Genomic DNA, 21988 nt, shown 5'->3' with positions numbered 1-21988 from the left:
GTCTGCCGCGCCCGCCCGCCGCGGCGGAAATCCATTGCACCGAAAAAGGCCCTGTTCGTTGCGGTGATACTTGCATCGAGCCTTTCATTGCATTCTCCGGGACGTTAGGGATTCTTCCCCCAACCCAACCTCCCAACCCTGCCGAAAGAGCAGGTGAGCAATGACCTCAAGCCCCGGAACTGACTTCGCAGTTTGATATAAGTCACCTCGCGAACTGTGGCGCAAATCGCATCGGCGTCCCCATAATGATGGCGTCATCGCAGGTGCTGGGAGGTTCGGCATGTTCGGCAGCTCCATCTACCTCAGGGACAGGCCGGCGTTCACCGGCGGCTCGCCGCAGGCGGTGTACGAGGAGCTCTGGCAGCGCGGCCGAAAAGGGAGATTGCGGACCCGCGCATTTCTGGCCGCGGCGACGCTCATACTGTGCGGACTGCTCGTCAACGCTCTTTTCGGAATCATCATGGCCGTCGCGGTGGCGTCCGCGGACGTGTTCGTCCATTGGCGCGTGTACCACTCGTCCCGGGTATGGCGGCTCGGGCTGCGCGGCGACGAGCGCATGAACCGGGTGCTGCACCACACGCTGGAGCGGCGCGGCCACCGGGTGCTGCACGCGCGGACCGTCCCCGGCCACGGCTCCGCCGACCAGCTCGTGATCGGGCCGGGCGGGCTCTGGCTCGTCCACAACGAGGCGTGGCACCCCGACGCGGAGATCTCCCACCACGGCGGCAGGCTGTTCATCGACGGCCGCACCCAGTCCAAGCTGGTCGGCGCGCTGACCGCGCGGGCCGAGGCCGCCGCCCTGGCGATCTCCCGCGTCGCCGAGTTCCCGGTGAAGGTGACGCCCGTGCTCGCGGTGCACGGCGGCGACCTCGTCCGCACCCCGTTCGCCGCCGACGGCATCGTGTTCGCGCCGCCGCTGAAGCTGGTCCGCTGGATGCTCCGCAACCCCACCGCCGACCTGTCGTCCGAGGAGGTCGAGTCGCTCATGCGGGCCGCCGTGCAGGCACTCCCGATCGGCGGCCGGTCGCTGTCGGCCGCGGCCTAGGAGCGGACGGCCGCCGGAAGGGGCAGCGATGACCACCCGACACCTGTGGCCGGAGGGCTCACACGCCGCCGCCCACAGGGCGCCCACCGTCCGCGCGGGTTCCGCCACTCGCGCGGGCGGTGCGGCGCAGCCACCACAGGCCGACGACCGGCAGCACCAGCGGGACGAAGCCGTAGCCGCGCCCGTACACGGACCAGACGGTCTCGTCGGGGAACGCGGCGGAGTCGGCGAGGCTCAGCGTGCCCACGACCAGCACCCCCGCCAGCTCGGTCGAGCAGGCCGCGACGGCGACCCGGAACGAGGTGCGGCCACCGCGGGCCAGCGCCACCGTCGCCAGGACGTAGACGGCCGCGGCGAACGCCGACAGCGCGTAGGCCAGTGGCGCCTCGGAGAACCTGGTGGCGATCTGCACCGCCGCGCGCGCACCGGCCGCGAGCGCGAAGACCGCGTAGACGGCGACCAGCAGCCGTCCCGGCCCGCCCGCGGTCCCGGGCCGGGCCCCGCCACCCGTGCGGGCGGGGGCGCCGGCGCGGGCGCCGCCGCCCGCACGGGTCCCGGGCCGGACGGCGGCCTCGCCATCGGCGGGCCCGGCGCGCTCGGGCCCGGTCGCCTCGGCGGGCCCGGCGGGCTCGGTCCGCGCGGCGGGGTCGGTGCGCTCGGGGCGCGTCCCCTCGGGCTCAGGCACCGGTACCGCTCCACAACTGGTTCATCCGCACGACCATGACGGCCACGGCCACCCCGGCGACGACGATCACGCCGGAGCCCCACCGGGTGCGCTCCAGCAGCCCCCACCCGGCGCCCGCGGCCGGGATCAGCAGCGAGCCCAGCAGGTAGCCGACGAAGGTGGCGGTGCCGTCCGGCCCCCCGCCGCCCGACAGCTTCACGAACGCGACGACCGCCTGCGCGACCAGCAGCGCCTCCAGGGCGCCGAGCGCGACGAGGTGCCCGAGGTCCATCGCGCGGTTGCGCAGCGCCGACACCAGCGCGTAGCCGGCGGTCAGCAGCGCCACCACGATGATCACCGTGCCCAGGACGTCGGTCACGGCACGAGAGTACTACCGGTTGTAGAGCAGACCGCACCGCCGCGGACGGAACGGCACCGCCGCGGACGGAACGGGCGGGGCGCACGGAACGGGCGGGCGGGTGCGGCGCACCGGGACCCGCCTCCCGTCCGGGCATGGCAGCATGGCGGGCGTGAGAGCGCTGCAGTGGCTGAACCTGACCCGGCACGGTGAGAGCACCGGCAACCTCGCCTACCAGGCCGTCCTCGGCACCGACGCCGAGGAGGCCGGCATCACCGAGCGCGACGCCGACATCCCCCTGTCCGACACCGGCCGCGCGCAGGCCGCGACGCTCGGCCGCTGGCTCGCCGCGCTCCCCGAGGACGAGCGCCCGACGCACGTCTACGCCTCCCCCTACCTGCGCACCGTCGACACCGCCGAGATCGCCCTCGCGCAGACCCCCTACGCCGCCCCGCAGGCCCCCGGCGGGCCCCGGCTGCGGATCGACGAGCGGCTCCGCGACCGCGAGCAGGGCGCCCTGCAGGGCCTCACCGCCCTCGGCGTCCGGCGCCGGTTCCCCGCCGAGGCCGCCCGGCTGGAGCAGCTCGGCAAGTTCTACTACCGCCCGCCCGGCGGGGAGTCGTGGGCCGACCTCGCGCTGCGGCTGCGCAGCTTCTACCGCGACCTGGAGGCCGACGCCGCCGGCGGCCGGGTCCTCGTCGTCACCCACGACGCGATCATCGTCATGACCCGCTACCTGGTGGAGGACCTCACCGAGCGGGAGATCATGCGGATCGAGAAGGAGCCGGTCGCCAACGCCTCGGTCACCCGCTGGCGCGGCGACGGCTCGGACCTGCGGGCCGTCTGCTACAACGACTGCGCGCACCTGGCCGGCCTCGGCGGCCCGCCCCCGGCCGCCGCCGCGCCGCCCTCTACAGCTCGCCGCTGAGCAGCCGGTCGCTGCGCGAGGCGACCGCCGCGCGCCGCGGGTCGCCCGCGGGAAGCACGGCGCGCAGCCGCTCCAGCGCCTCCAGATCGGCGCGGCCCGGCTCGGTCTGCGCGTAGGCCCACAGGGTCTCGGCGCCGCCGCGGTCCAGCACCTGCCGCCGCACCCGCACCGCCAGCTCGTCGCGCTCCGCGCGGATCGCCGGCGCGTCCGAGCGCGGCAGCAGCTCGCCGCCGTACACCCGCACCACGGCGCCGGCGTCGCCGTCGTCCAGCAGCCGCCGGACCGTGAGGAAGTCGGCCTCGACCGCGCAGCCGAGCCGGTACGGGCGGGCCCGGACGATGTCGCCGAACTGCTGGCGGAGCCGGTGGATCTCCGGCCGCACCGTCGCCGGGCTGCCGTCGTCGCCGTACAGGTACAGCGAGAGCCGGTCGCCGCTCAGCCCGCGCGGATGCAGCGCCAGCAGCGCGAGGATCTCGGCGTGCCGCAGCGTCAGGTCGAAGCGGCGCCCGTCCAGCAGCGCGTGCGGCTGGCCGTCGCCCAGCAGCGACAGCGTCAGCAGCGGGCCGTCGCCGGCGGCGGGCCGGACCGCCGCCGGCGCGCCGCGTTCGGGGACCACCCGCGCGCCGACCCGGTCGGCGGACCGCAGCAGGAACGCCTCGCCGAGCGGCTCGGCCACCGCGACGCGGCCGTCCGGCAGCGGGACCGTCCCGCCGGGCTCGGGCGGGGCCAGCCGCAGCCCGCGCAGCCCGGCCGCGCCCGCCGCCAGCACCCGGCCGGTGGCGGTGACCAGCAGCCCCGCCGGGCCGAGCCCGCGCAGGTGCGGCAGCAGCCGCTCGCGCAGCCGCTCGTCGCGCACCAGCATCTCGTTCTCCAGCCGCGACTCCGCCAGCCGCGCCGCGGCGGCCACGAGCGCGACCGTCGCCGGATGCAGCGCCGCCACCGTCGCGCTGACGTCGATGCACCCGACCACCCGCGCCGAGTCGGGGTCGACGATCGGCGCGCCCGCGCACGACCAGCGGTGCAGCACGTGCGCGAGGTGCTCGGATGCGTAGACGTACTCCGGCCGCCCGGTGGCGATCGCGGTGCCGATCCCGTTGGTGCCGACCGCGTCCTCCGCCCAGCGGAACCCCTCGGTCAGCCCGATCGCGTCGGCGGCCCGGCGCGCGGCCGGCGGGCCCTGCGTCCACAGCACGTGCCCGTCCGCGTCGGTGATCACCATCAGGTGCTCGGTCTCGTCCGCGACCCGCCGCAGCAGCGCCTCCAGCATCGGCAGGTGCGGCTGCAGGGGGTGGACGTCGCGGGCGTCGGCGAGGGCGCCCCGCTCGTACACCAGCGGCGCCGCCTCCACGCCGATGTCGACGCCGGCGTCCCGGGAGCGCCGCCAGGATTCGGCGATGGGCGGGCGGACGGCCACCGGATCGCGCATCACAGCGGGTCCTTTCCCCCGGAGAGAACCTCGGCTCGTCTGAGGATCCGCCCACCGCGGGGTTCCGCGCAACCGATTCCACGGATCCCGCACGGCCGGATGGGGACACGTTCCGTGAGCGTCCGGTCGCAACGTGCATGCAACGTGAGGCCACCTAGCGTTGCGGCGGCCGGGAGACGAAGGGCCATCCTGTGGGAGCCCGCCGTCCCGTCCGCGCATCCGGGGGGAATGCGCGCGGGGCGGCGGGCCGGCACGACCCACCGGGCGCGGGAGGCTCCCGGCACTACGGGGAGGATCGACCGCACATGCTCTGCCTGACCTGCCACCGCGTCCGCCCGGCGCTCAGCCGCACGGACTACACCGCCGAACGCGCCTGGCTCATCGTCCGCCAGGGCCTCTGCACCTGCGCCGTGCCGCCGCCCGCGGCGCCGCGCACGCGCCGCCCGCCGTCCGGCCGCAGGCGCGCGCGGACGCCGAAATAAACATCTCGCTTCACGGAATGTTCACGCCCGGTTCGCCTAAAGTCTAAGGAGAATCCACCCGACCGGCCCCTGGAGGGAGCGCCATGACCGTGATCCCGGGTCTCGTCCGCCGCGCCGCCGCCGAGGCGGAGCGCCGGCTTCGCGACGGCGTCGGCCTGGTCGCGAAGGTGGGACGAGATCTGGAGCGGTCGGCGGAGCTGGGCCGGATGCTCCCCTCCCTCGTCGAGCGCATCGCGCTGCTGGAGCAGGCCGTCCGCGACCAGGACGCCGAGCTGCGCACCGTCCGCACCGAGCTCGACTCCCTGGTCGGGCAGCTCAACGACCGGCTGCTGCCGCGCATCGACGAGCGGATGGACGACACCGAGCGCGACCTGGCCGCCGTCGCCACCAGCCTGATCCGCACCGGCCGCGACACCGCCGGCCACGGCGCCCGGCTGGAGACCGCCGAGCGGCGCCTCGGCGACCTGCGCACCAAGGTCGCCCAGCTGGAGCAGCGCACCGGGCTCTGGCGCGACCTCCAGTCCACCGTGGCCAGGTTCGGCGACGACCTCGACGCCATGCGCGCCCGCATGGCGCTGCGCGCCGCCGAGCCGGCCGACTCCGCGCCCGCGCCGGTGCAGAACATCACCGACCGCCCCGCCTAGCCTCGCCCGACGCACCGCCCGGCGATCCGGGGCGGCGCCGGCGTCCGGGAGAATGGGCGCATGACTCACCCGCCCGAGAACCCGCCCGCCGCGCGCGGCTTCGCCAGCGACAACCAGGCGAGCGTCCACCCCGACGTCCTCGCCGCCTTCGCCGAGGTCAACGCCGGGCACCAGCCCGCCTACGGCGACGACGCGGTCACCGGCCGGCTCCGCGAGATCGTCCGGCGGCACTTCGGCGACCGCGCCGAGGTGTACCCGGTGTTCAACGGGACGGGCGCGAACGTGGTGTCGCTGCAGGCGATGTCGGAGCGGTGGAGCTCGGTCGTGTGCCCGGAGTCGGCGCACATCAACACCGACGAGTGCGGCGCCGCCGAGAAGATCGCCGGGCTGAAGCTGGTCACCGTCCCCGCCCCGGACGGCAAGCTCACCCCCGGGCAGGTCGAGCGGTACGCGACCGGGTTCGGCAACGTGCAGCGGCGGCAGCCCGCCGTCGTGTCGATCACGCAGTCCACCGAGCTCGGCACCGTCTACACCGCCGAGGAGACCGCGGCCGTCGCGGCGGCGGCGCACGAGCGCGGCCTGACCGTGCACATGGACGGCGCGCGGATCGCCAACGCCGCCGCGTCCCTCGGCGTCCCGCTGCGCGCCCTCACCACCGACGCGGGCGTCGACGTGCTGTCGTTCGGCGGCACCAAGAACGGGCTGCTGCTCGGCGAGGCGATCGTCGTGCTGAACCCGGACGCCGTGCGCGGGGTCGACTACCTGCGCAAGTCGAGCATGCAGCTGGCGTCGAAGATGCGGTACGTGTCGGCGCAGCTCGTCGCGCTGCTGGAGGGCGACCTGTGGCTGCGCAACGCCGCGCACGCCAACGCGATGGCCGCCCGCCTGGCGGCCGCCGCCCGCGCCGTCCCCGGCGTGGAGATCACGCAGCCGGTGCAGGCGAACACCGTCTTCGCGGTCATCCCGAAGGACGCCGCCGAGCGGCTGCGCGAGCGGTTCCCCTTCTACACCTGGGACGAGGCGACCGGCGAGGTCCGCTGGGTGTGCTCGTTCGACACCACCGCCGCGGACGTGGACGCGTTCGCCGCCGCGCTCGCCGCCGAGATGCCGGGCTGACCGGCGGTTTCGTCTCGATCAACGAGAGCGCCCCGGCGGCCGGGGCGGCGGCGGGTTATCGTGTCACCGAACAGCATTCGGTTACAGGAGGCGAGCCCGATGGCCAACCGCACCTTCGTCGTCGGCGTGGGCATGACCAAGTTCGAGAAGCCCGGCTCCCGCGACTGGGAGTACCCCGACATGGCCAAGGAGGCCGTCGGCAACGCCCTGGCGGACGCCGGCGTCGGCTACGACAAGATCGAGATGGCCTACGCGGGCTCGATGTACGGGTCGATGGGCCAGCGCGCCCTCTACGAGACCGGCATGACCGGCATCCCCGTCATGACCGTGATGAACGCCTGCGCGACCGGTTCCAGCGCGCTGTTCCTCGCCCGCCAGGCCGTCCGCGGCGGACTCGCCGACTGCGCGCTCGCGCTCGGCATGGAGAAGATGAAGAAGGGCTCGCTCGGCGCCGGCGTCGGCGAGTCCAAGGTCACCATCATCGACCACCACCTGCGCTCCATGACCGCGGGCCGCGAGTGGGAGCTGGACAAGGCGCCCATGCCGCAGATGTTCGGCAACGCCGGCCGCGAGCACATGGAGAAGTACGGCTCCACCCCCGACCACTACGCGTGGATCGGCTGGAAGAACCACAAGCACTCGGTCAACAACCCCTACGCGCAGTTCCAGACCGAGTACACGCTCGACGACGTCAAGAACGCCACGATGATCTTCGACCCGCTGACCAAGCTGCAGTGCTCCCCCACCTCCGACGGGGCCGGCGCCGCGCTCGTGGTCAGCGAGCGGTTCCTGGACGAGAACGACCTGTGGGACCGGGCCGTCGAGATCGCCGGGCACCACATCGCCACCGACACCCCGCAGAGCTTCGAGGACAACTCCTCCATCCAGGTCGTCGGGTTCGGCGTCTCCCAGCTCGCGGCGCGCAAGGCGATGGACGAGGCGCAGGTTTCCATCGACGACGTCGACGTCATCGAACTCCACGACTGCTTCAGCGCCAACGAGCTCATCACCTACGAGGCCCTCGGCATGGCCGAGGTCGGCGAGGGCCACAAGCTCATCGACGACCAGGCCACCACCTACGGCGGCAAGTGGGTCGTCAACCCCTCCGGCGGCCTGATCTCCAAGGGCCACCCCCTCGGCGCCACCGGCCTCGCCCAGTGCGCCGAGCTGACCTGGCAGCTGCGCGGCCAGGCCGACAAGCGCCAGGTCGAGGGCGCCCGCGTCGCCCTCCAGCACAACATCGGCCTCGGCAGCGCCTGCGCCGTCGCCGTCTACAAGCCCGCCAGCGCCTGACCCCACCCGATCGACCCGCCGGGCGGGTGCGGAGAGCCTCTCCGCACCCGCCCGCCGCGTTTCCCCACCGGTGACCACCGGGGCCTTCGCGCGATACGTGCGACAAAGCTTGATTCTTGTCTCACAATGGTTATGCTCGGGGTACGCGATCACCGGCCTGGAGGTGCGATGCCCGCCTCGTCCTCGCCCGTCGCCGCCGCCCGGGCCCGCTCGTCCCGCTCACCCCGGACGGTCGCGCACGCGCCGCTCGTGCCCGGGACGCTGCTGTGGCGGTACGCCGCCGACCTGCGCTCGCTGCTCCCCGGGGCCGCGGCCGGGCTCATGCAGCTCATGCATCCCGGCATCGGCGCCGGCGTCGGCGAGCACTCGGCGTTCTTCGACGCCCCGTTCGACCGGATCCACCGCTCCGTCCCGCAGATCTGGGCGACGATCCTCGCGCCGGACGGCGTCACCCGCGCCCGCGGCATCCGCGACCTGCACCGCGGCATCGGCGGGACCGACGAGCACGCCCGCCGGTACCACGCCCTCGAACCCGAGACGTTCTGGTGGGCGCACGCCACCTTCACCTGGGAGATCTTCAAGGCCGCCGAGACCTTCCACCCCGGCACGCTCACCGCCGAGGACCACGAGCAGATGTACGCCGAGACCGTCACCTGGTACTCGCGGTACGGCGTCAGCATGCGGCCCGTCCCCGCCGACTACGCCGCGTTCCAGTCCAAGTTCTGGCACATGTGCGCCCGGACGCTCGAACTCACGCCCGCCGCAGCCCGCGCCCTGGAGATCGCCAAGCACGGCTCCGAGACCATCACGATCCTGCCCGTCGGCGGGCCCCGCCTCGACCGCGCGGGCCGCATGGTCATCGAGCGCCCGCTGCGCCTCATCACCTTCGGCTGCCTGCCGCCGCTCGTCCGGGAGCGGTTCGGCATCCCCTGGTCCGCGCTCGACCAGGCCCGGTTCGCCGCGCTCGCCCTCGCCAACCGGCAGGGCTACCGGATGCTGCCGAGCGGCGTCAACCACTGGGCCCTGCGCAGCATGCTCCGCTACATCGGCGCCCAGACCCGCGAGGACCGGTACCGGCCCGCCGCCTGACCCGTCACAGCGCCTGCCCCCCTCATACCGCGCGGCCCGTCACACCGCGGCCGCCACCTGGGGGCGCAGTTCCTCGCACGCCGCCAGGACGCGGCCGACGTCCCCGTCCGTCAGGCCGGCGTGGGCGGAGAGCCGCACCAGCGTGCGCCCCACCGACGCCGGCGGCGGGAACAGCGCCGCACTGAAGATGTCGCGGCGGACCAGCGCGTCCCGCAGCAGCGTCGCCTCGGCCTCCGACCCCGCCTCCAGCGCGATGATCTGCGAGTCGGACTCGACCAGGGTGTAGCCGAGCGCCGCGAGGCCGGCGCGCAGCCGGACAGTCACGGCGCGGAGCCGGTCGCGCCGCCGGCCCTCCCGGCGCACCACCTTCAGAGCCGCCGCCAGGCCCGCCACGTCGTGCGGCAGCAGCGTCGAGCTGAACACCGCCGGAAGCGCGGTGTGCGCGAAGTAGTCGGCGAAGCCCGGACGGTCGCACGCGATCAGCCCGGCGCGCCCCGGCAGCGCCTTCGCCAGGCTCGCCGTGCGGAAGTCGACGCGGCCGGTGAGCCCCGACGCCGCGACCAGGCCCTCGCCGCGCTCGCCGTGCGTGCCCAGCGAGTGCGACTCGTCCACCACCAGCAGGCAGTCGTGCTCCTCGGCCACCTCCACCAGGCCGGGCAGCGGGCACACCGAGCCGTCGGTGCTGTAGACGGCGTCCACGGCGATCACGCCCGAGCCGCCCACCTCGATCCGGCGGCGCAGGTGGTCGAGGTCGTTGTGGCGGAAGTACGCCAGCTCCGCGCCCGCCGCTCGCGCCCCCTCCCACAGCGACATGTGCGCGAGGACGTCCAGGTAGACCGGGACGTCGGGCCCGGCGACCACCTGCAGCAGCCCGGTGTTGGCGGCCCAGCCGGACGGGCACAGCACCCCCGCCCGCGCCCCCATGTGCCGGGCGAACCGGGCCCCGAGGACGAGCTGCGGGTGGTCGTCGGGCAGGCAGGGGCCGGGCGCGGGCGCGGCGCCGTCCGCCGCCCGCAGGCTGGCGATCATGGCGGCGGTGATCGCCGGATGCTCGGCGAGGGCGAGGTAGTCGCTGCAGGTCAGGACGATCGCGCGGTCGCCGGGGGCCGTCGCGGGCACGGTCCGGCGGCCGCCCCGCGTGCCCCGGAACACCCGGATGCGTTCACCGAGCCGCTGGTGAGCGCTGGTCATGGTCGTCACACTCCCCGGTCAATCGGACGTCACTTCCCGTAGCGGACCCTAATCATAGTGTGAAGATAATCTCGGACGACGACCAAACCCGGCGTGCCGCCGGGGAGAATGCCGTAGCACGGCCGGATGCCGCCCGCCGCGCACGCGACTTCCCCGGCCCGCCGGGCGGAACGTTCCATAGCGTCCGCCCCACGGGGTATCAGCAGGTCGCACGCGCACCATCGCCACCACCGACCACTGGGGTGTGACCACGATCGCCGCCGGGGCCGAACCCGCGGCGCCCGCCGGCCCTCGCGCCGGCCCCGCGCCGCTCCGCCTCCTCCGGCGGGCCCACCGGGCCCGCTGGACGATCGCCGGGGTCCTGCTGGCCGCCCTCGCCACCGCGGTCCCTGCCGCCCTCGGCCTGCTGCGCCCCGCGGCCGCCGCGCTCGCCCACACGCGCTGGCAGTTCCTCCCCGCCCTCGTCCCGCTGTGCCTGCTGCACTACGTCTGCTCCGCGGTCGCGCTGCGCGGCGCCGCGGGCCGCCCGCTGCCCCTGGTCGCGACGACGCTCGCGCAGTTCACCGCGTCCGCCGCCAACCGGATCACGCCGGGCGGGCTCGGCGCCGCCGCCGTCAACACCCGCTACCTCGTCTGCCGGGGGCTGCCGCTCCCCCATGCCGCGGTCGCCGTCGCCGTCCAGCGGGCGGCGGGCGTCCCCGCCGACCTGCTGCTGCTCGGCGCCGTCCTCGCCGCCGGTGGGAACGGCCGGGTGCTGGACGCGCTCGGCGAGCACGCCGCCCGCGCCGCCGGGCTCGTCCCGCTCGTCCCGCTGCTCGTCGCGTGCGGCGTCCTGCTGCCCGCCGCCGTGCTGTGGGCGCGCCTCGCCGCCCGCTCCGCCGCCGCGGGACGGGCGGCCCTCGCACGCGCCGCCGCGGGGTTCGCCGGCCTGTGCCGCCGTCCGCGCGACCTGGCGGTCACCCTGGCCGCGTCCGCCGGGACGACCTGCGCCCTCGCGGCCGCGTTCGCGCTCAGCGTCCTCGCCGTCCCCGGCACGGCGGCGGGCCCGGGCGACGTCCTCCCGCTCCTCGCCGCCTACCTGGTGGGCGCCGCCGCGGGCGGGGCGGTCCCGCTGCCCGGCGGCGTCGGCTCCACCGAGACCGCGCTGGTCGCCGCGCTGGCCGCGCTCGGCATCGACACCGGCCCGGCGCTGCACGCCGTCCTGCTGTTCCGCACGGTCACGTTCTGGGCACCGGTCCCGCTGGGCCTGCTGGCCTGCCGGACGCTCCGCCGGTGACCTTTACGTTGTAGATCATTAAGTTGCGGATGGCTGGATGCGGAAGACGCGTGCGGCGTTGCCGGAAAGGAACGCCTCCCGGGCCGCCTCCCCCAGGCCCAGGTCGTCCAGGCCCCGGAGCGCACGCTCCACGGTCAGCATCGGGTAGTTGGTGCCGAACATGACCTTGTGGTGGCGGTCCTCGGCCATGTACCGGACCAGCTCGGGCGGGTACCTGCGGACCGTGTACGCGGACGTGTCGATGTAGACGTTCGGGTGCTTGCGGCAGACCGCGACCATCTCCTCCGTCCACGGGTAGCCGATGTGGCCGCCGACGATGACCAGTTCGGGGAAGTCGAGCGCCACCTGGTCGATGTAGGGGATCGGCCGCCCCGTCTCGCTCGGGCGCAGCGGCCCGGTGTGCCCGACCTGCGTGCAGAACGGGACGCCGAGTTCCACGCACTCGGCGAACAGGGGGTAGTAGCGGCGGTCGGTGGGCGGCGCCTCCCACAGCCACGGCACCACGCGCAGGCCCTTGAAACCGAGGTCGCGCACGCACCGCCTCAGCTCGCGCACGGCCTCCATGGGCTTGCGCAGGTCGACCGAGGCGATGCCCATGAGCCGGTCCGGGGCCTGCTGGACGAACGAGGCGACCTCCTCGTTGCTCACCAGGTCGCCCTCCGGCCCGTACCAGGCGCTGATGAGGCCGACGTCCACTCCCCCGGCGTCCATGGCGGCGACGGTCTCCGCGACGGGCACCTCCTCCGCCGGGGGCTTGCGGCCCAGCCACCGCCACAGCGAGTCCAGCATCTCGTGCCGCAGGAACCGCACGGTCCCGTGCTGCATCCACGCGTCAATCACCATTGCCGCTCCCCACCGACCGCCATGCGGCCTCGCTCAGCACCTCGACCTGCTCGCCGTCCGGCTCGGGGCTCTGCCCGTTGAGCCACAGCCGGCACAACTCCTGCGCGGGACCGAGCCACAGCACGAACGCGGTCATGCTGTCCACATCGATCAGCGCGCCATGGCGCGCCTGGACGCGCCACCACGCGCGGACCTCCCGGTAGAACGCCCGGTTGCGCTCGGCCAGCGCCTCGCTCGCCGCGGGACGCTCGGTGAACATGAACTGGGCCCTGGCGGCGTTCTCCCTGCACCACCGCACATGGAACGCCACCACGCCGGTCACCGCCCCGCGCGCGCTGTCATGGGCCTTCAGTTCGGCGAGGAACGCGTCCTGGTACAGGGAGACGCAATCGACGAACAGGGCCTCCGCCACCTGCTCCTTGCCGGAGAAGTGGTGGTAGAAGCTGCCGACGCTGACCCCGCTGGCCGCCCGCAGCGCGCTCAGCGTCGTGCCCGCGACCCCGTCGCGGCCGAACGCCTCCAGCGCCGCCCGCAGGATCCTGTCCCGCCCCGCCTCGCTCACAGAACATTATTCTGTCACATCAGAACATCATTCTGACAGCGGGCGGCCCCGGCCGCCGGGGTGGGCGGGCGGCCGGGGCCGGAGGCGAAGGCGAAGGCGAAGGCGGAGGCGGAGGCGGGTCAGCCCTGCCGCCGCAGGGCCAGGCTCGCGGAGCCGGTCAGCGCGGGCAGGTAGCCGAGCCGGTGGCCGCGCGCGGTCGGGTGGTACGACGACTCCAGCGGGATCGTCACGGCGTTGAGCCAGTCGTCGCCCGAGCACAGCTCGTGGCCGGAGAACTCGTCCCGGACGTCCGACCAGGTGAACCCCGCGCGCCCCGCCGCCTGGGCGATGACGCCGTCGAGGGTGTCGGCGGCCTGGTTGAGCGCGGTGCGCTTGGCGTTGCTCAGCCCCACGCACACGCTGACGATCTTGTAGAGGCGCGGGTAGCCGAGCACGACCACCCGCGCGGACGGCGACTTGGCGCGGATCTGGGAGTACAGCGAGTCGAGCCGGCCGGGCAGCGTGCCGCGCATGTAGGTCTCGGCCTGCGCCACCCGGTTCTGGCACGTCGTGGTCGACTGCAGGACGCAGGTCTGCATGACGTCGGCGAACCCGGCGTCGTTGCCGCCGGCGGTGAGGCTGATGAGCGTCGTCGACGAGCTGAGCGCGCCGAGCTGCCCGCTCGCCACGGTCGCGGTGGTGGCCCCCGAGCAGGCCACGAACTTGTAGGAGCTGGTCGAGTGCGCCGCCGCCCACAGGTTCGGGTAGGCGTTGGCGCTGCGGTTGCACGATCCGCTCGCCGGATCGTAGTTTCCGGCCCCCGTGCCGGACGAGTAGGAGTCCCCGAGCGCGACGTAGTTGGTCCCGGCCGCCGCGGCGGGACCGGACCACAGCAGTGATGTGGCGGCGAGGGTCACCGCACCGAGAGCGGCCAGACAGGGGCGGGTCAGACGCATCTGCACTCCGGAGCGTCGTATCGAATTATTCCGCTCGGCTTATACCCGCGCCGCCATTCCGCCAAGCCCTAAGGCTGATCAACATCGTTTGTCAGAATTCGCCATTGCAATCCCGATTCATCCGGAATTCTCACGAGGTGCGGCCCATCAGGTGACAACAATTCCGCGGGGAATCCCGACCGCCCCAGAGATCACAGGAATCACTTCCGCCCGGCCCCGCCGCCCGGTTCCCAGGGGCCGGTCGCGACGGGGCGCCCGCCGTGGACGCGGAGGGTTTCGGCGAACGAGCGCTGCCGTCCCGGAACGCCGTGGACGAGCATGACCTCCCGCGCCCCGACCTCGTCGGAGACCGCGAGCAGGCCGCGGCGGTCGGCGTGCGCGGAAAGGCGGATCACGCCGACGCGGGCGCGTACCGGAACGGTGATCTCGCGGCCGCGGCCGGGCAGCGCGAAGACGCCGCCCTTCTCCGCGAGGTCCAGCAGCGCCCGGCCGGGCGACTCCTCGTCCTGGTAGCCGGAGATGAACAGGGCGCTGCCCGGTTCCGGGAGGATCCGGCTCGCCCACTGGACGGCGGGCCCGCCGGTCAGCATGCCCGAGGTGGAGATGACGGCCCCGGTCCGGAAGGTCTCCAGTTCGGCGGGCCGGTCCGCGACCGCGGCGGCGCCCCCGAACACCCGCAGCGCCGGGTCCAGGGACTCGAACACGGCGGCCAGGTCGGCGGCCATGCCGTCCACGCGCACCGGCACCTCCGGCAGGTGCCGCCGCAGGATCAGCGCGACCTCCTGGGCGCGGCCGAGCGCGAACGCGGGGATCAGCACCCGGCCGCCGCCCGCGTGGACCTCGGCGACCGCGCGGACCAGCTCGTCCACCCGCATGTCCCGGTCGTCGTGGTCGTCGGCGCAGCACGTCGACTCCAGCACGAGCAGGTCGGCGGACCGGGCGGACTCGGGGACGGCGTAGCCGCCGACCGTCTCCTGCCGGAAGCCCGAGATGTCGCCCGTGACGGCGACGCGGCGGTCCCCGGCGCGCACCACGACGCCGGCCGCGCCCAGGATGTGTCCGGCCGGGAACAGCTCGGCGGTCAGCGCGCCGATCCGGCGCGGCACCCCGAACGGCAGCTCCTCGCGGCGCCGGGACGCGGCCTCGACCTCCGGCGGCCCGTACAGGACCTCCCCGCCGCCGCCCCACCGGGCCCGGCCGCGCTCATGCGCCGCGAGCACCTTGGCGGTGTCGGCCCACATCACCGGCATCAGCGCCGCGGTCTCCGGCGTCGCCAGCACCCGCAGCCCCGGGCGGCGTGCGACCAGGGCGGGGACGTAGCCGCAGTGGTCGTTGTGCGCGTGCGTGACGATGACCGCGTCCAGCGGCCCGTCGAGCGCGCGGCCGATGTCGCGCGGCGGTCCGGCGCGGTCGCCGGGCCGCAGGCCGGCGTCGACGAGGATCCGCGTCCCGCCCGCCTCGACGAGCAGGCAGGACCCGCCGATGTGGTCGTCACCGCCGAGCGGCACGACCCGCAGGCCGAGCTCCGCGGTGACGGCGACCCGCGGCGGCGCCGGGTCGACCAGCTCGCGCAGGTGCCCGAGGAGCTCCGCCGGCGCCGTGCCGCCGTCCTCGGCCGCGGGTCGTTCGAGGGCGGCGAGGAGGGCGGCGGCGAGGGCGCGCGGGTCGCTCCAGCGGTGCCGCTCGGTCGCGAGGCCCCTGGCCAGGGTCTCCGCCCGGTCCGCCTGCTCGGTCAGCGCCTCCCGGGTGTCCGCGAGCCGGTCGGACGCCTCGCCCAGGTCGCGGCGCGCATACTCCAGCCGGCCCTGGACGGTCTTGATGCGGTCGCGGAGCCGGTCGGCGCGGCGGGCGGCGCGCTCGGCGTCCCGGGCCGCGCGCTCGGCGGCCCGGTCGCGGCGCCTGATCCAGCCCAGCCCGGCACGCACGACGCCGTCCTCGGGATGCAGCAGGACGGCGGCCAGCGCGCGCGCCTCGTCTCCGGCGCCGTCCAGGTGCTCGGCGGCCCTGGGGCGCAGCGCGGGGAACCGCTCGATCGCCTCCAGTAGCAGCGGCGTGCGCTCGCGCACCAGCACGGCGGGGTCGGACGGGAGCCGGGCGGCGGACGGCCGCTCCAGCACCGCCCGCGCCACCGCGCGCAGCACCGTCTCGAGCGCGTCGTCGGTGATGGCGGGATCGGTCACGGTCATCCGGCCGTCGCCCGCCTCGTCGCGTCGGTGAGGACGGGTTCGCAGGCCAGGCCGTCGTCCACCGGTTCCAGTGCGCCGAGCACGCGCAGGGCCTCGACCAGGTCGGCGGTCGCGGTGTAGCCGTGTTCGTGGAGGGCGGCGGGGGTGAGTTCGAGGGTGCCTTCCTCGCCGTAGAGGGTGAGGAGGGTGGTGAGGTCGGCGGCGGATCCGCGGTCGTCTTCGTCGACCAGGACGCGCCATGCGGCGGCCAGGCAGGGGTCGGCGCGCACGCCGGTGTCGTCGAGGAACGCGGCGGGTTTGGCGCGGACCTGCCGCAGTACGTTGTCGAGTGCCTGGTCGGGGTCGCGTCCGGCGAGGGCGGTGACGACGCGGCCGACGAGTGTGGGCCAGCCGCCGGTGCGGCGAAGGAGTTCGCGCTGTCCGGCGTCGTCGGGGAAGCCGAGGGAGTCCTCCAGCATCCACTGCCGGATCGCGGGCGGGTCGAAGCGGCGCAGCGGGACCAGTTCGACGTCGTCGTCGGCCGCGCAGCGCAGCCAGCCGGGGGCGGCGGCGGGGCCGGCGACGAGCACGACCGACAGGGTCCCCTCGCCGGCGGGGTCGGCGACGGCGTGCCGCGCTTCGGCGAACCGCCGCTCGAACTGCTCGCCGTCGCGCGACGCGTGCAGGTCGACCACGATGACGTCGTGGCCGGGGTGGCGGCGGGCGCGCAGCACCGCGCTGTCGAAGGTGCCCTCGCCCGGCCGGACGACGCGGATCTCCAGGTCGGGCCGGTCGGACGGCATCGCCAGCAGCGACGCCGTGACCCGCTCGGCGTGCAGCGCCGCCGACCCGGCCACCACGTGGACGAGCCGCCCGGGGCGCAGCAGCCCGGTGATCTGCCCGATGCTCAGCGGCGCGCGGTCGGGGCCGTCCAGGTGGGGCATGCGGTAGGAGTGGGCGTCGAACTCGTCCGGGCCGTCGAAGTCGGCAGCGCCCTCCAGCACGCCCTCGATCTCGCGGACGCCGCCGAGCAGCCGCAGCACGTGCGGGGTGCGCAGCCGGTACCGGCCCTCGTCCACGCCCAGGACGCCGAGGTTGACGCACTCGGCGAGCAGGCTGCGGAAGTCGTCGCCGCTGCACTCGCCGAACCCGCGCTCCCACCAGTAGGTGCACTCCTCCCGCAGTTCCCGGACGGTGAGGGCCTCCTCCGCGCCGCCGGCCAAGGCGTGCAGCGCCACGGTGTAGGCGATGACCTTGTAGCGCTTGTCGAGGGTGAGGGTGTAGTCGAACCGCTGCCGGAACCCCTCGACCAGGTTCTGGTCGCGCCACACCTCGGCCACGTCCTCGGCGGTGATCGTGTACGGCAACTGCCGCGGGGTCTCCCGCAGCAGGGCCAGGAGCTTGCCGGCGAACAGCTGGACCAGCGCCGGGGCGTTGTTGGCCTCGGCGATCATCCGCGCGGCGAGCGTCTCGGGGAAGGTGAACCCGAGCGTGGCCAGCGGACGCACCAGCAGGTCGAAGGCGTCCTGGGGGTCCAGCGGGCCGATCGCGATCGGCTCGCCGAGCTGCGCGAGCGGCTGGTTGGGCAGGCCGTGGAACCGCGCGGTCTGGTGCAGGCCCGCCCACACCACCTTGACGCGGCGGCCGGTGTCCTCCATCAGGGCGCGCAGCGCGGTGACGTCCTCGAAGCGGCCCCGCTCGGCGTCCCGGTTGAGGAAGGCGTCGGCCTCGTCCAGCAGGATGAGCAGCTGCCGGTTGCGGTCGGCGTCCGCCCAGCCGCGGACCGCGTCGATCACCTGGTCGCGGCCGGTCAGCCCGGACCGCACCACGCCGGCCTTGGCGAGCTTGTCGCCCAGGATCGGCCACAGCGAGATCGAGCGGACCTTCCCGACCGTCTGGATCGTCTCGAAGATCACCGTCCGGTTCGGGTCGGAGGCCAGGTCGCGCTCGGCCTTGCGCAGCAGCGCCGACTTGCCGAGCTGCCGCCCGCCGAACACGAACGAGGGACCGCGCCGGTCGGTCACCTGCCGCAACTGCTGCGACCGGCCGTAGAACATCTCCTCCGGGACGCCGCCGATCGGCGCGTAGGGGTCGGTGGCGGTGAACGGCGCCATCAGCGCGACCGCGACCGACCAGTCCTGCGGCCGGCACGCCAGATACCCGATTGCGGCGTCGTCCAGCACCCCGGCGACCGGCGCGGGCCGCTTGCGGGCCGCCTGCCCGAGCTGCGCGCGGTCGTCGGCCGACAGCACGCCGAAGTACAGCACCAGCACCGTCTCGCCCTCGGGTTGCCCGTTCAGCAGATCGATCAGCTGCTGCGGGGCGGGACGCCCCCAGTGCAGCAGCAGCCGCAGCCGCCCGCCCGACGGGCTCTTCTGCGACCCGAACGCCGGCAGCAGCGCCCCGCCGACCGACCCCACGTGCCGGACGCCGTCCAGCACGATCCACATCCGGTCCGGGCCCTGGCGGGACTCCTCCTGCGTCCCCTCCAGCCCGACCATCTTCAAGATCGCGTCGATCAGCGACCGCAGGTTCCCCGCCGTCTTGCTGCGGCCCTCGCGCAGGTTCATCCACTTGCGCAGGCCCTCGCCCGCGACCCGGCGGGACGCCTCACGCAACTTCGGGATGTCCAGGCTCGCGCCGTCGAGCAGGTCGCGCAGCTCCGGCTCGTTGACCTCGCGGCCGGCGATCAGCGCGTCCTTCAACTCCTCGATGTATCCGCTGGTCTCCTGCTTGCGGGCGCGTTTCCCGGTCTGCTGGGAGTGCCGGTGGAACACGTCCGGGAACGCGGGGTAGAAGCGCCCGAAGTCGGGGTTGTCCGCCGTTTCGGGGAGCTGCTTGCCGGCCTTGAGCTGCGCGATGAACTCGCGGGCGGTCGTCAGGTCGCGGGCGTCGATGTGGCCTTCGATGCGCTGGACGTCCGCCGGGCGCAGGTCGCCGTTCTCCCGCGCCTCGGCGAGCAAGCCGCGCGCGGCTCGGACGCTCGCCTCGCACCAGCGCTCCAGCCGGGCGCGCAGTTCGTCCAGCTCACGGCCGATCCGGTCGAAGTCGTTGCGGCCGGATGCGCCGAGGAGCCGCAGCGCCTCCTCGGCCTCGCGCTCTTGCCCCTCGCTCAACAGCCCGTCCCGCCGGGACACCGCGACCAGGTCACGCAGCCCCTCGACACGCTCGTCACGGGCCGCGCGGGCCTCGCGGACCAGCTCGTCCCGCCGGGCCCGGAGCGGCGCGGCAGCGTGCGCGTCGATCGACTCCAGGACGGACACGACCGTCTCGGTGCCCGCGTGGTCGAGCCGCTCGGCCCGCGCCTGGAACACCTCCGTCCAGTCGGGCGGGCCGGCGTGCGCGACGGAGACGAGGTCGGCCAGGGCGATTTCGCCCACGGGCTCCAGGGTGCGCGGGTCCAGGGCGAGGCCGGCGGCCGGCAGCAGGTCCCGGTTGAGGACGTGCGCGGCCGGCGGCTCGGACTCGGGCTGCCGTTCTCCGTCCAGCAGGGCGAACGCGCCGTCGAGCAGGTGGCGGGCGGCGTCCGCGGCCTCCGCGCCCGCGCCGGCCGCCAGCGCGCCGAGCGCGGCGCCGGCCTCCTCGCGCCGCCCCCTCACGGCGTCGCGGAGCTGCCGCAGCGGGCCCGCCCGCCAGTCGCGGTCGCCGGACGCGGCGTCCTCGTGCTCCTTGACCGCCGCCGCCCACCGACCGGCGGCGCCGATCGCGTCGTCGATCCGCTCGTGCAGCTTCCGCCGCGCCCCCGCGATGATCGGCTTGCCCTTCTTCGGGGCGTTGACGCGCCGGTCGGTGTCCTCGATGAGGCGCTCGATCGCGGCGCCGCCGCGCAGCCGGACCACCTCGGCCGCCACCTCGTCCGCCCGCGCCGCGTCGTCCTCGGCCGCGAGCCGCAGCAGTCGCCGGATCTCCCCGTCCGCCAGCAGCAGCGCCTTCCACACCTCGGTCGCACGGGCCAGCTTGATGGTGCGGCGCGGCGCCTCGTCCAGCAGCCGCGCGGCCTCCGCTGCCGCGTCCTCGCGCGCCTGCGCGAGCCTCGCGGCACCGCGGATCCAGCCGTCCATCCCAGGGCTCAGGTACACCCCGGCCCGCGCCGCCTGCGCGAACGCCTCACCGCACTCCCGCAGGACCGCCTGCCCCGACACCACGACGTTCAGCGACTCCGCCAGCCGCGCCGCCTCCGGATACACCAGGCCCGCCCGGATCGAGGCCGCCCACGCCAGCACCGCCCCGGCCGGGTCATCGGCCAGCGCCTTGGCGTCCAGCACCCGGGCCGCGTCCGCGAACTCCGCCGACAGCGGCCCCGCGAACACCCCCATCTCCGGAGCGAGCGCCGCGCACCGGCGCGCGTTCACCTCGGCGTCCGGACGCCCCGCCGCCCGCCGCAGCCACGCCGCCAGCCCGAACCGCCGGTCGCGCAGCGCGGCGGCCTCCGCCTCGGCCAGACCTTCGGCGAGCCCCGGCTCCGGCGGCGCCGGTGCCTGCGGCTCGGCGGGCGGCGGCACGACCTGCTCGCGACGACGCCTGGCCCGCGTGCCGGACTGTTGCGGCTGGGTGCCGGACGGTTGCGGCGGCGGGTCGACCGCTTGCAGGTACGCGTCGAGGCCCGCGAGCTCGGACTCGTCCGCCCGGACGGTCTCGGGTGCTCGCCTGGGGGCTGGCACGTTCGCGGGGACACTCGGCGGCTTCGGCTCCTCGGGCTCGCCGGGCAGGTCGGCCGAAGCCGGCTCTGCGGCGGGCGGCTCGGCCTGCGCGGGCGGCTGCGCCGGGGCGGCGGGCTCGGCGGGTGCGATCGAGAGCTGCCCCATCAGTGCGTGGTCGACGAGCCCCACCCAGCGGTCTGGCAGCGCCGCCCGCGCCCGCTGCGCCAGCTCCGGGGCGCGGGACTGGTCGACCGTGCGGGCTTCGAGGAGCTCGGCGAAGACCGCGAGCCCGTCGCCGTCGTCGCCGCCGGCCGCCGCCTCCCGGATCTCCGCCAGCAGTCCGGCCACGGCGTCGGGCCCCTCGATACGCCGCAGGGCGCTCACCCGGTCGTCCCCGCGTCCCGCGTCAAGCGCGGCCTGGAGCGCGCTCGCGAGCTCGTCGATCCCGGCCGGCCGCTCCCCCGGGAGGATCCGCGCGGCGAGCCCGTCGAAACCGGCGGCGGCGAGCTGGACTCCGGCCACGTCGCCGTCCTCCGGCCGCCGCCCCTCCCGCAGCCGCTCCGCGATGCGCTCCGCCGCGCCGGCCGCGCTCGCGAACCGCCCGCGCAGCTCGTCCAGCTCCACGGCGAGCCGCTCCGGCTCGGGCACCGCCTCCAGTTCGCCCGCCGCGACCGCCCGCAGCGCCGCCACGTCGGCGGGCCGTCCGGGCAGTGCGGGATGCTTCTCCCGGAGCGCGTCCCACATCTCCCGCACTCCGGGCATCCGCTCCGCCGGTTCCGCCGCGAGGAGGCCGAGCGCCACCACCGCGAGCGGGCGGTCCTCCGCGACGACGCGCACCAGCGCCCAGCGCACGAACGGGAGCGGGGCGTCCCAGGCCAGCAGTGCCCGCAGCCTCGGAGCCCGGGCGAGGACGGCCCCCGCCGTGTCCGCATCGAGCAGCTCGACGCAGTCGTCCGGGCCGAGCTCTTCGGCGTTGCCGAAGCCGTGGGTGAAGACTCCGGCGAGGTAGGCCCGCAGCCGGCCACTGCGGCTCCGGTCGCCGTGGCGCATCGTGCGGAGCACCTGCTCGGGCGCCCCGGCGGGCATCTTCTTCCGTCCGCCGAGGCGGACGACGTCGAGGACGGCCCGCTGCAGCTCGGGCGGCGCGAGCCGCAGGACCTCCCGCACATCCTCGGCCGACACCGCCGCCAGCGCCGCGTCCTCGAGCGCGGCCAGGTCGCCGGCCGGTCCGCCCAGAGCCCCGAAGGGCGCGGCCCCCTCATGGCACCCTTCGCACCGAGATCCATGCCCCATGTCGCCCGCCCCTCACCGAGTGCTGCCACCGGGCGACA

At 75.1% G+C, this 21988-nt stretch carries 17 protein-coding genes; 8 read left to right on the top strand and 9 right to left on the bottom strand.

Features of this window, described 5'->3' with window-relative positions:
• Positions 1-280 precede the first annotated feature (280 nt).
• Entirely contained in the window at positions 281-1045 is a 765-nt protein-coding gene (locus CHF16_RS06620; protein WP_245868262.1) for an NERD domain-containing protein, read from the top strand.
• 58 nt (positions 1046-1103) lie between these two features.
• Here the strand turns inward: CHF16_RS06620 and CHF16_RS06615 are convergent, their stop codons facing one another.
• Positions 1104-1511, bottom strand: a complete 408-nt coding sequence (locus CHF16_RS06615) for a hypothetical protein (RefSeq protein WP_089325097.1) — start codon at positions 1509-1511, stop codon at positions 1104-1106.
• Positions 1512-1722: 211 nt separating this feature from the next.
• Positions 1723-2088, bottom strand: a complete 366-nt coding sequence (locus CHF16_RS06610) for a hypothetical protein (protein WP_089325011.1) — start codon at positions 2086-2088, stop codon at positions 1723-1725.
• A 142-nt stretch (positions 2089-2230) separates the two neighbouring features.
• On the opposite strand from CHF16_RS06610, the gene CHF16_RS06605 reads away from it, so the two are divergent.
• A complete protein-coding gene (locus CHF16_RS06605) occupies positions 2231-2995 on the top strand; it encodes a histidine phosphatase family protein (RefSeq protein WP_089325096.1) in 765 nt (254 codons plus the stop codon).
• Here the strand turns inward: CHF16_RS06605 and CHF16_RS06600 are convergent.
• Positions 2979-4421, bottom strand: coding sequence for a helix-turn-helix domain-containing protein (locus CHF16_RS06600; RefSeq protein WP_089325010.1), 1443 nt, complete (start codon positions 4419-4421; stop codon positions 2979-2981). The two genes, CHF16_RS06605 and CHF16_RS06600, sit on opposite strands and share 17 nt — an antisense overlap.
• Positions 4422-4726: 305 nt before the next feature.
• Between CHF16_RS06600 and CHF16_RS40135 the strand changes: the two genes are divergently transcribed.
• From CHF16_RS40135 to CHF16_RS06580, 5 genes are all read left to right on the top strand, one after another.
• Entirely contained in the window at positions 4727-4903 is a 177-nt protein-coding gene (locus tag CHF16_RS40135; RefSeq protein WP_179271416.1) for a hypothetical protein, read from the top strand.
• A gap of 83 nt (positions 4904-4986) precedes the next feature.
• A complete protein-coding gene (locus CHF16_RS40130) occupies positions 4987-5547 on the top strand; it encodes a hypothetical protein (RefSeq protein ID WP_089325009.1) in 561 nt (186 codons plus the stop codon).
• A gap of 60 nt (positions 5548-5607) precedes the next feature.
• Positions 5608-6663 carry a threonine aldolase family protein gene (locus CHF16_RS06590; protein ID WP_089325008.1) on the top strand — a complete coding sequence of 352 codons (1056 nt, stop codon included), beginning with the start codon at positions 5608-5610 and terminating at the stop codon, positions 6661-6663.
• Between the two features lie 99 nt (positions 6664-6762).
• Complete coding sequence (locus CHF16_RS06585) at positions 6763-7956, top strand: thiolase C-terminal domain-containing protein (RefSeq protein WP_089325007.1); 1194 nt, start codon at positions 6763-6765, stop codon at positions 7954-7956.
• Positions 7957-8124: 168 nt separating this feature from the next.
• The gene (locus CHF16_RS06580; protein WP_089325006.1) at positions 8125-9045 is read left to right on the top strand and encodes an oxygenase MpaB family protein; all 921 of its coding nucleotides are present in this window, start codon (positions 8125-8127) and stop codon (positions 9043-9045) included.
• 39 nt (positions 9046-9084) lie between these two features.
• Here the strand turns inward: CHF16_RS06580 and cqsA are convergent, their stop codons facing one another.
• Positions 9085-10236, bottom strand: a complete 1152-nt coding sequence (gene cqsA, locus CHF16_RS06575; RefSeq protein WP_089325005.1) for an alpha-hydroxyketone-type quorum-sensing autoinducer synthase — start codon at positions 10234-10236, stop codon at positions 9085-9087.
• A gap of 244 nt (positions 10237-10480) precedes the next feature.
• Between cqsA and CHF16_RS06570 the strand changes: the two genes are divergently transcribed.
• On the top strand, positions 10481-11512 hold the full coding sequence (locus CHF16_RS06570) for a lysylphosphatidylglycerol synthase transmembrane domain-containing protein (RefSeq protein ID WP_179271415.1): 1032 nt from the start codon (positions 10481-10483) through the stop codon (positions 11510-11512).
• Between the two features lie 18 nt (positions 11513-11530).
• Here the strand turns inward: CHF16_RS06570 and CHF16_RS06565 are convergent, their stop codons facing one another.
• The 5 genes from CHF16_RS06565 to CHF16_RS06545 all read right to left on the bottom strand — a co-directional run bounded on the left by CHF16_RS06565 (position 11531) and on the right by CHF16_RS06545 (position 21950).
• Entirely contained in the window at positions 11531-12355 is an 825-nt protein-coding gene (locus CHF16_RS06565) for an amidohydrolase family protein (protein ID WP_089325003.1), read from the bottom strand.
• Positions 12345-12917 (bottom strand): TetR/AcrR family transcriptional regulator, encoded by a 573-nt coding sequence (locus CHF16_RS06560; RefSeq protein ID WP_089325095.1) that lies wholly within the window; start codon positions 12915-12917, stop codon positions 12345-12347. The genes CHF16_RS06565 and CHF16_RS06560 overlap by 11 nt, the downstream gene beginning before the upstream one ends.
• 119 nt (positions 12918-13036) lie before the next feature.
• Positions 13037-13852, bottom strand: a complete 816-nt coding sequence (locus tag CHF16_RS06555; RefSeq protein WP_089325094.1) for an SGNH/GDSL hydrolase family protein — start codon at positions 13850-13852, stop codon at positions 13037-13039.
• A 200-nt stretch (positions 13853-14052) separates the two neighbouring features.
• Positions 14053-16038: an MBL fold metallo-hydrolase gene (locus CHF16_RS06550; protein WP_089325002.1), complete on the bottom strand. Its 1986-nt coding sequence runs from the start codon at positions 16036-16038 to the stop codon at positions 14053-14055.
• Entirely contained in the window at positions 16035-21950 is a 5916-nt protein-coding gene (locus CHF16_RS06545) for a hypothetical protein (RefSeq protein WP_089325001.1), read from the bottom strand. Before CHF16_RS06545 ends, CHF16_RS06550 begins: the two co-directional genes overlap by 4 nt.
• Positions 21951-21988: the final 38 nt, after the last annotated feature.

This window comes from Actinomadura meyerae (assembly GCF_900188445.1).
GTDB classification, from domain to species: domain Bacteria; phylum Actinomycetota; class Actinomycetes; order Streptosporangiales; family Streptosporangiaceae; genus Spirillospora; species Spirillospora meyerae.
The sequence above is the reverse complement of the archived record's forward strand: the minus strand, read 5'-3'. Positions and strand labels throughout refer to the sequence as shown.

Coding starts and splice junctions, on each gene's coding strand:
- CHF16_RS06590 (WP_089325008.1), top strand. CDS start 5,608: ATGACTCACCCGCCCGAGAACCCGCCCGCCGCGCGCGGCTTCGCCAGC.
- CHF16_RS40130 (WP_089325009.1), top strand. CDS start 4,987: ATGACCGTGATCCCGGGTCTCGTCCGCCGCGCCGCCGCCGAGGCGGAG.
- CHF16_RS06605 (WP_089325096.1), top strand. CDS start 2,231: ATGGCGGGCGTGAGAGCGCTGCAGTGGCTGAACCTGACCCGGCACGGT.
- CHF16_RS40135 (WP_179271416.1), top strand. CDS start 4,727: ATGCTCTGCCTGACCTGCCACCGCGTCCGCCCGGCGCTCAGCCGCACG.
- CHF16_RS06585 (WP_089325007.1), top strand. CDS start 6,763: ATGGCCAACCGCACCTTCGTCGTCGGCGTGGGCATGACCAAGTTCGAG.
- CHF16_RS06565 (WP_089325003.1), bottom strand. CDS start 12,355: ATGGTGATTGACGCGTGGATGCAGCACGGGACCGTGCGGTTCCTGCGG.
- CHF16_RS06555 (WP_089325094.1), bottom strand. CDS start 13,852: ATGCGTCTGACCCGCCCCTGTCTGGCCGCTCTCGGTGCGGTGACCCTC.
- CHF16_RS06545 (WP_089325001.1), bottom strand. CDS start 21,950: ATGGGGCATGGATCTCGGTGCGAAGGGTGCCATGAGGGGGCCGCGCCC.
- CHF16_RS06550 (WP_089325002.1), bottom strand. CDS start 16,038: ATGACCGTGACCGATCCCGCCATCACCGACGACGCGCTCGAGACGGTG.
- CHF16_RS06580 (WP_089325006.1), top strand. CDS start 8,125: ATGCCCGCCTCGTCCTCGCCCGTCGCCGCCGCCCGGGCCCGCTCGTCC.
- CHF16_RS06600 (WP_089325010.1), bottom strand. CDS start 4,421: ATGCGCGATCCGGTGGCCGTCCGCCCGCCCATCGCCGAATCCTGGCGG.
- CHF16_RS06620 (WP_245868262.1), top strand. CDS start 281: ATGTTCGGCAGCTCCATCTACCTCAGGGACAGGCCGGCGTTCACCGGC.
- cqsA (WP_089325005.1), bottom strand. CDS start 10,236: ATGACCAGCGCTCACCAGCGGCTCGGTGAACGCATCCGGGTGTTCCGG.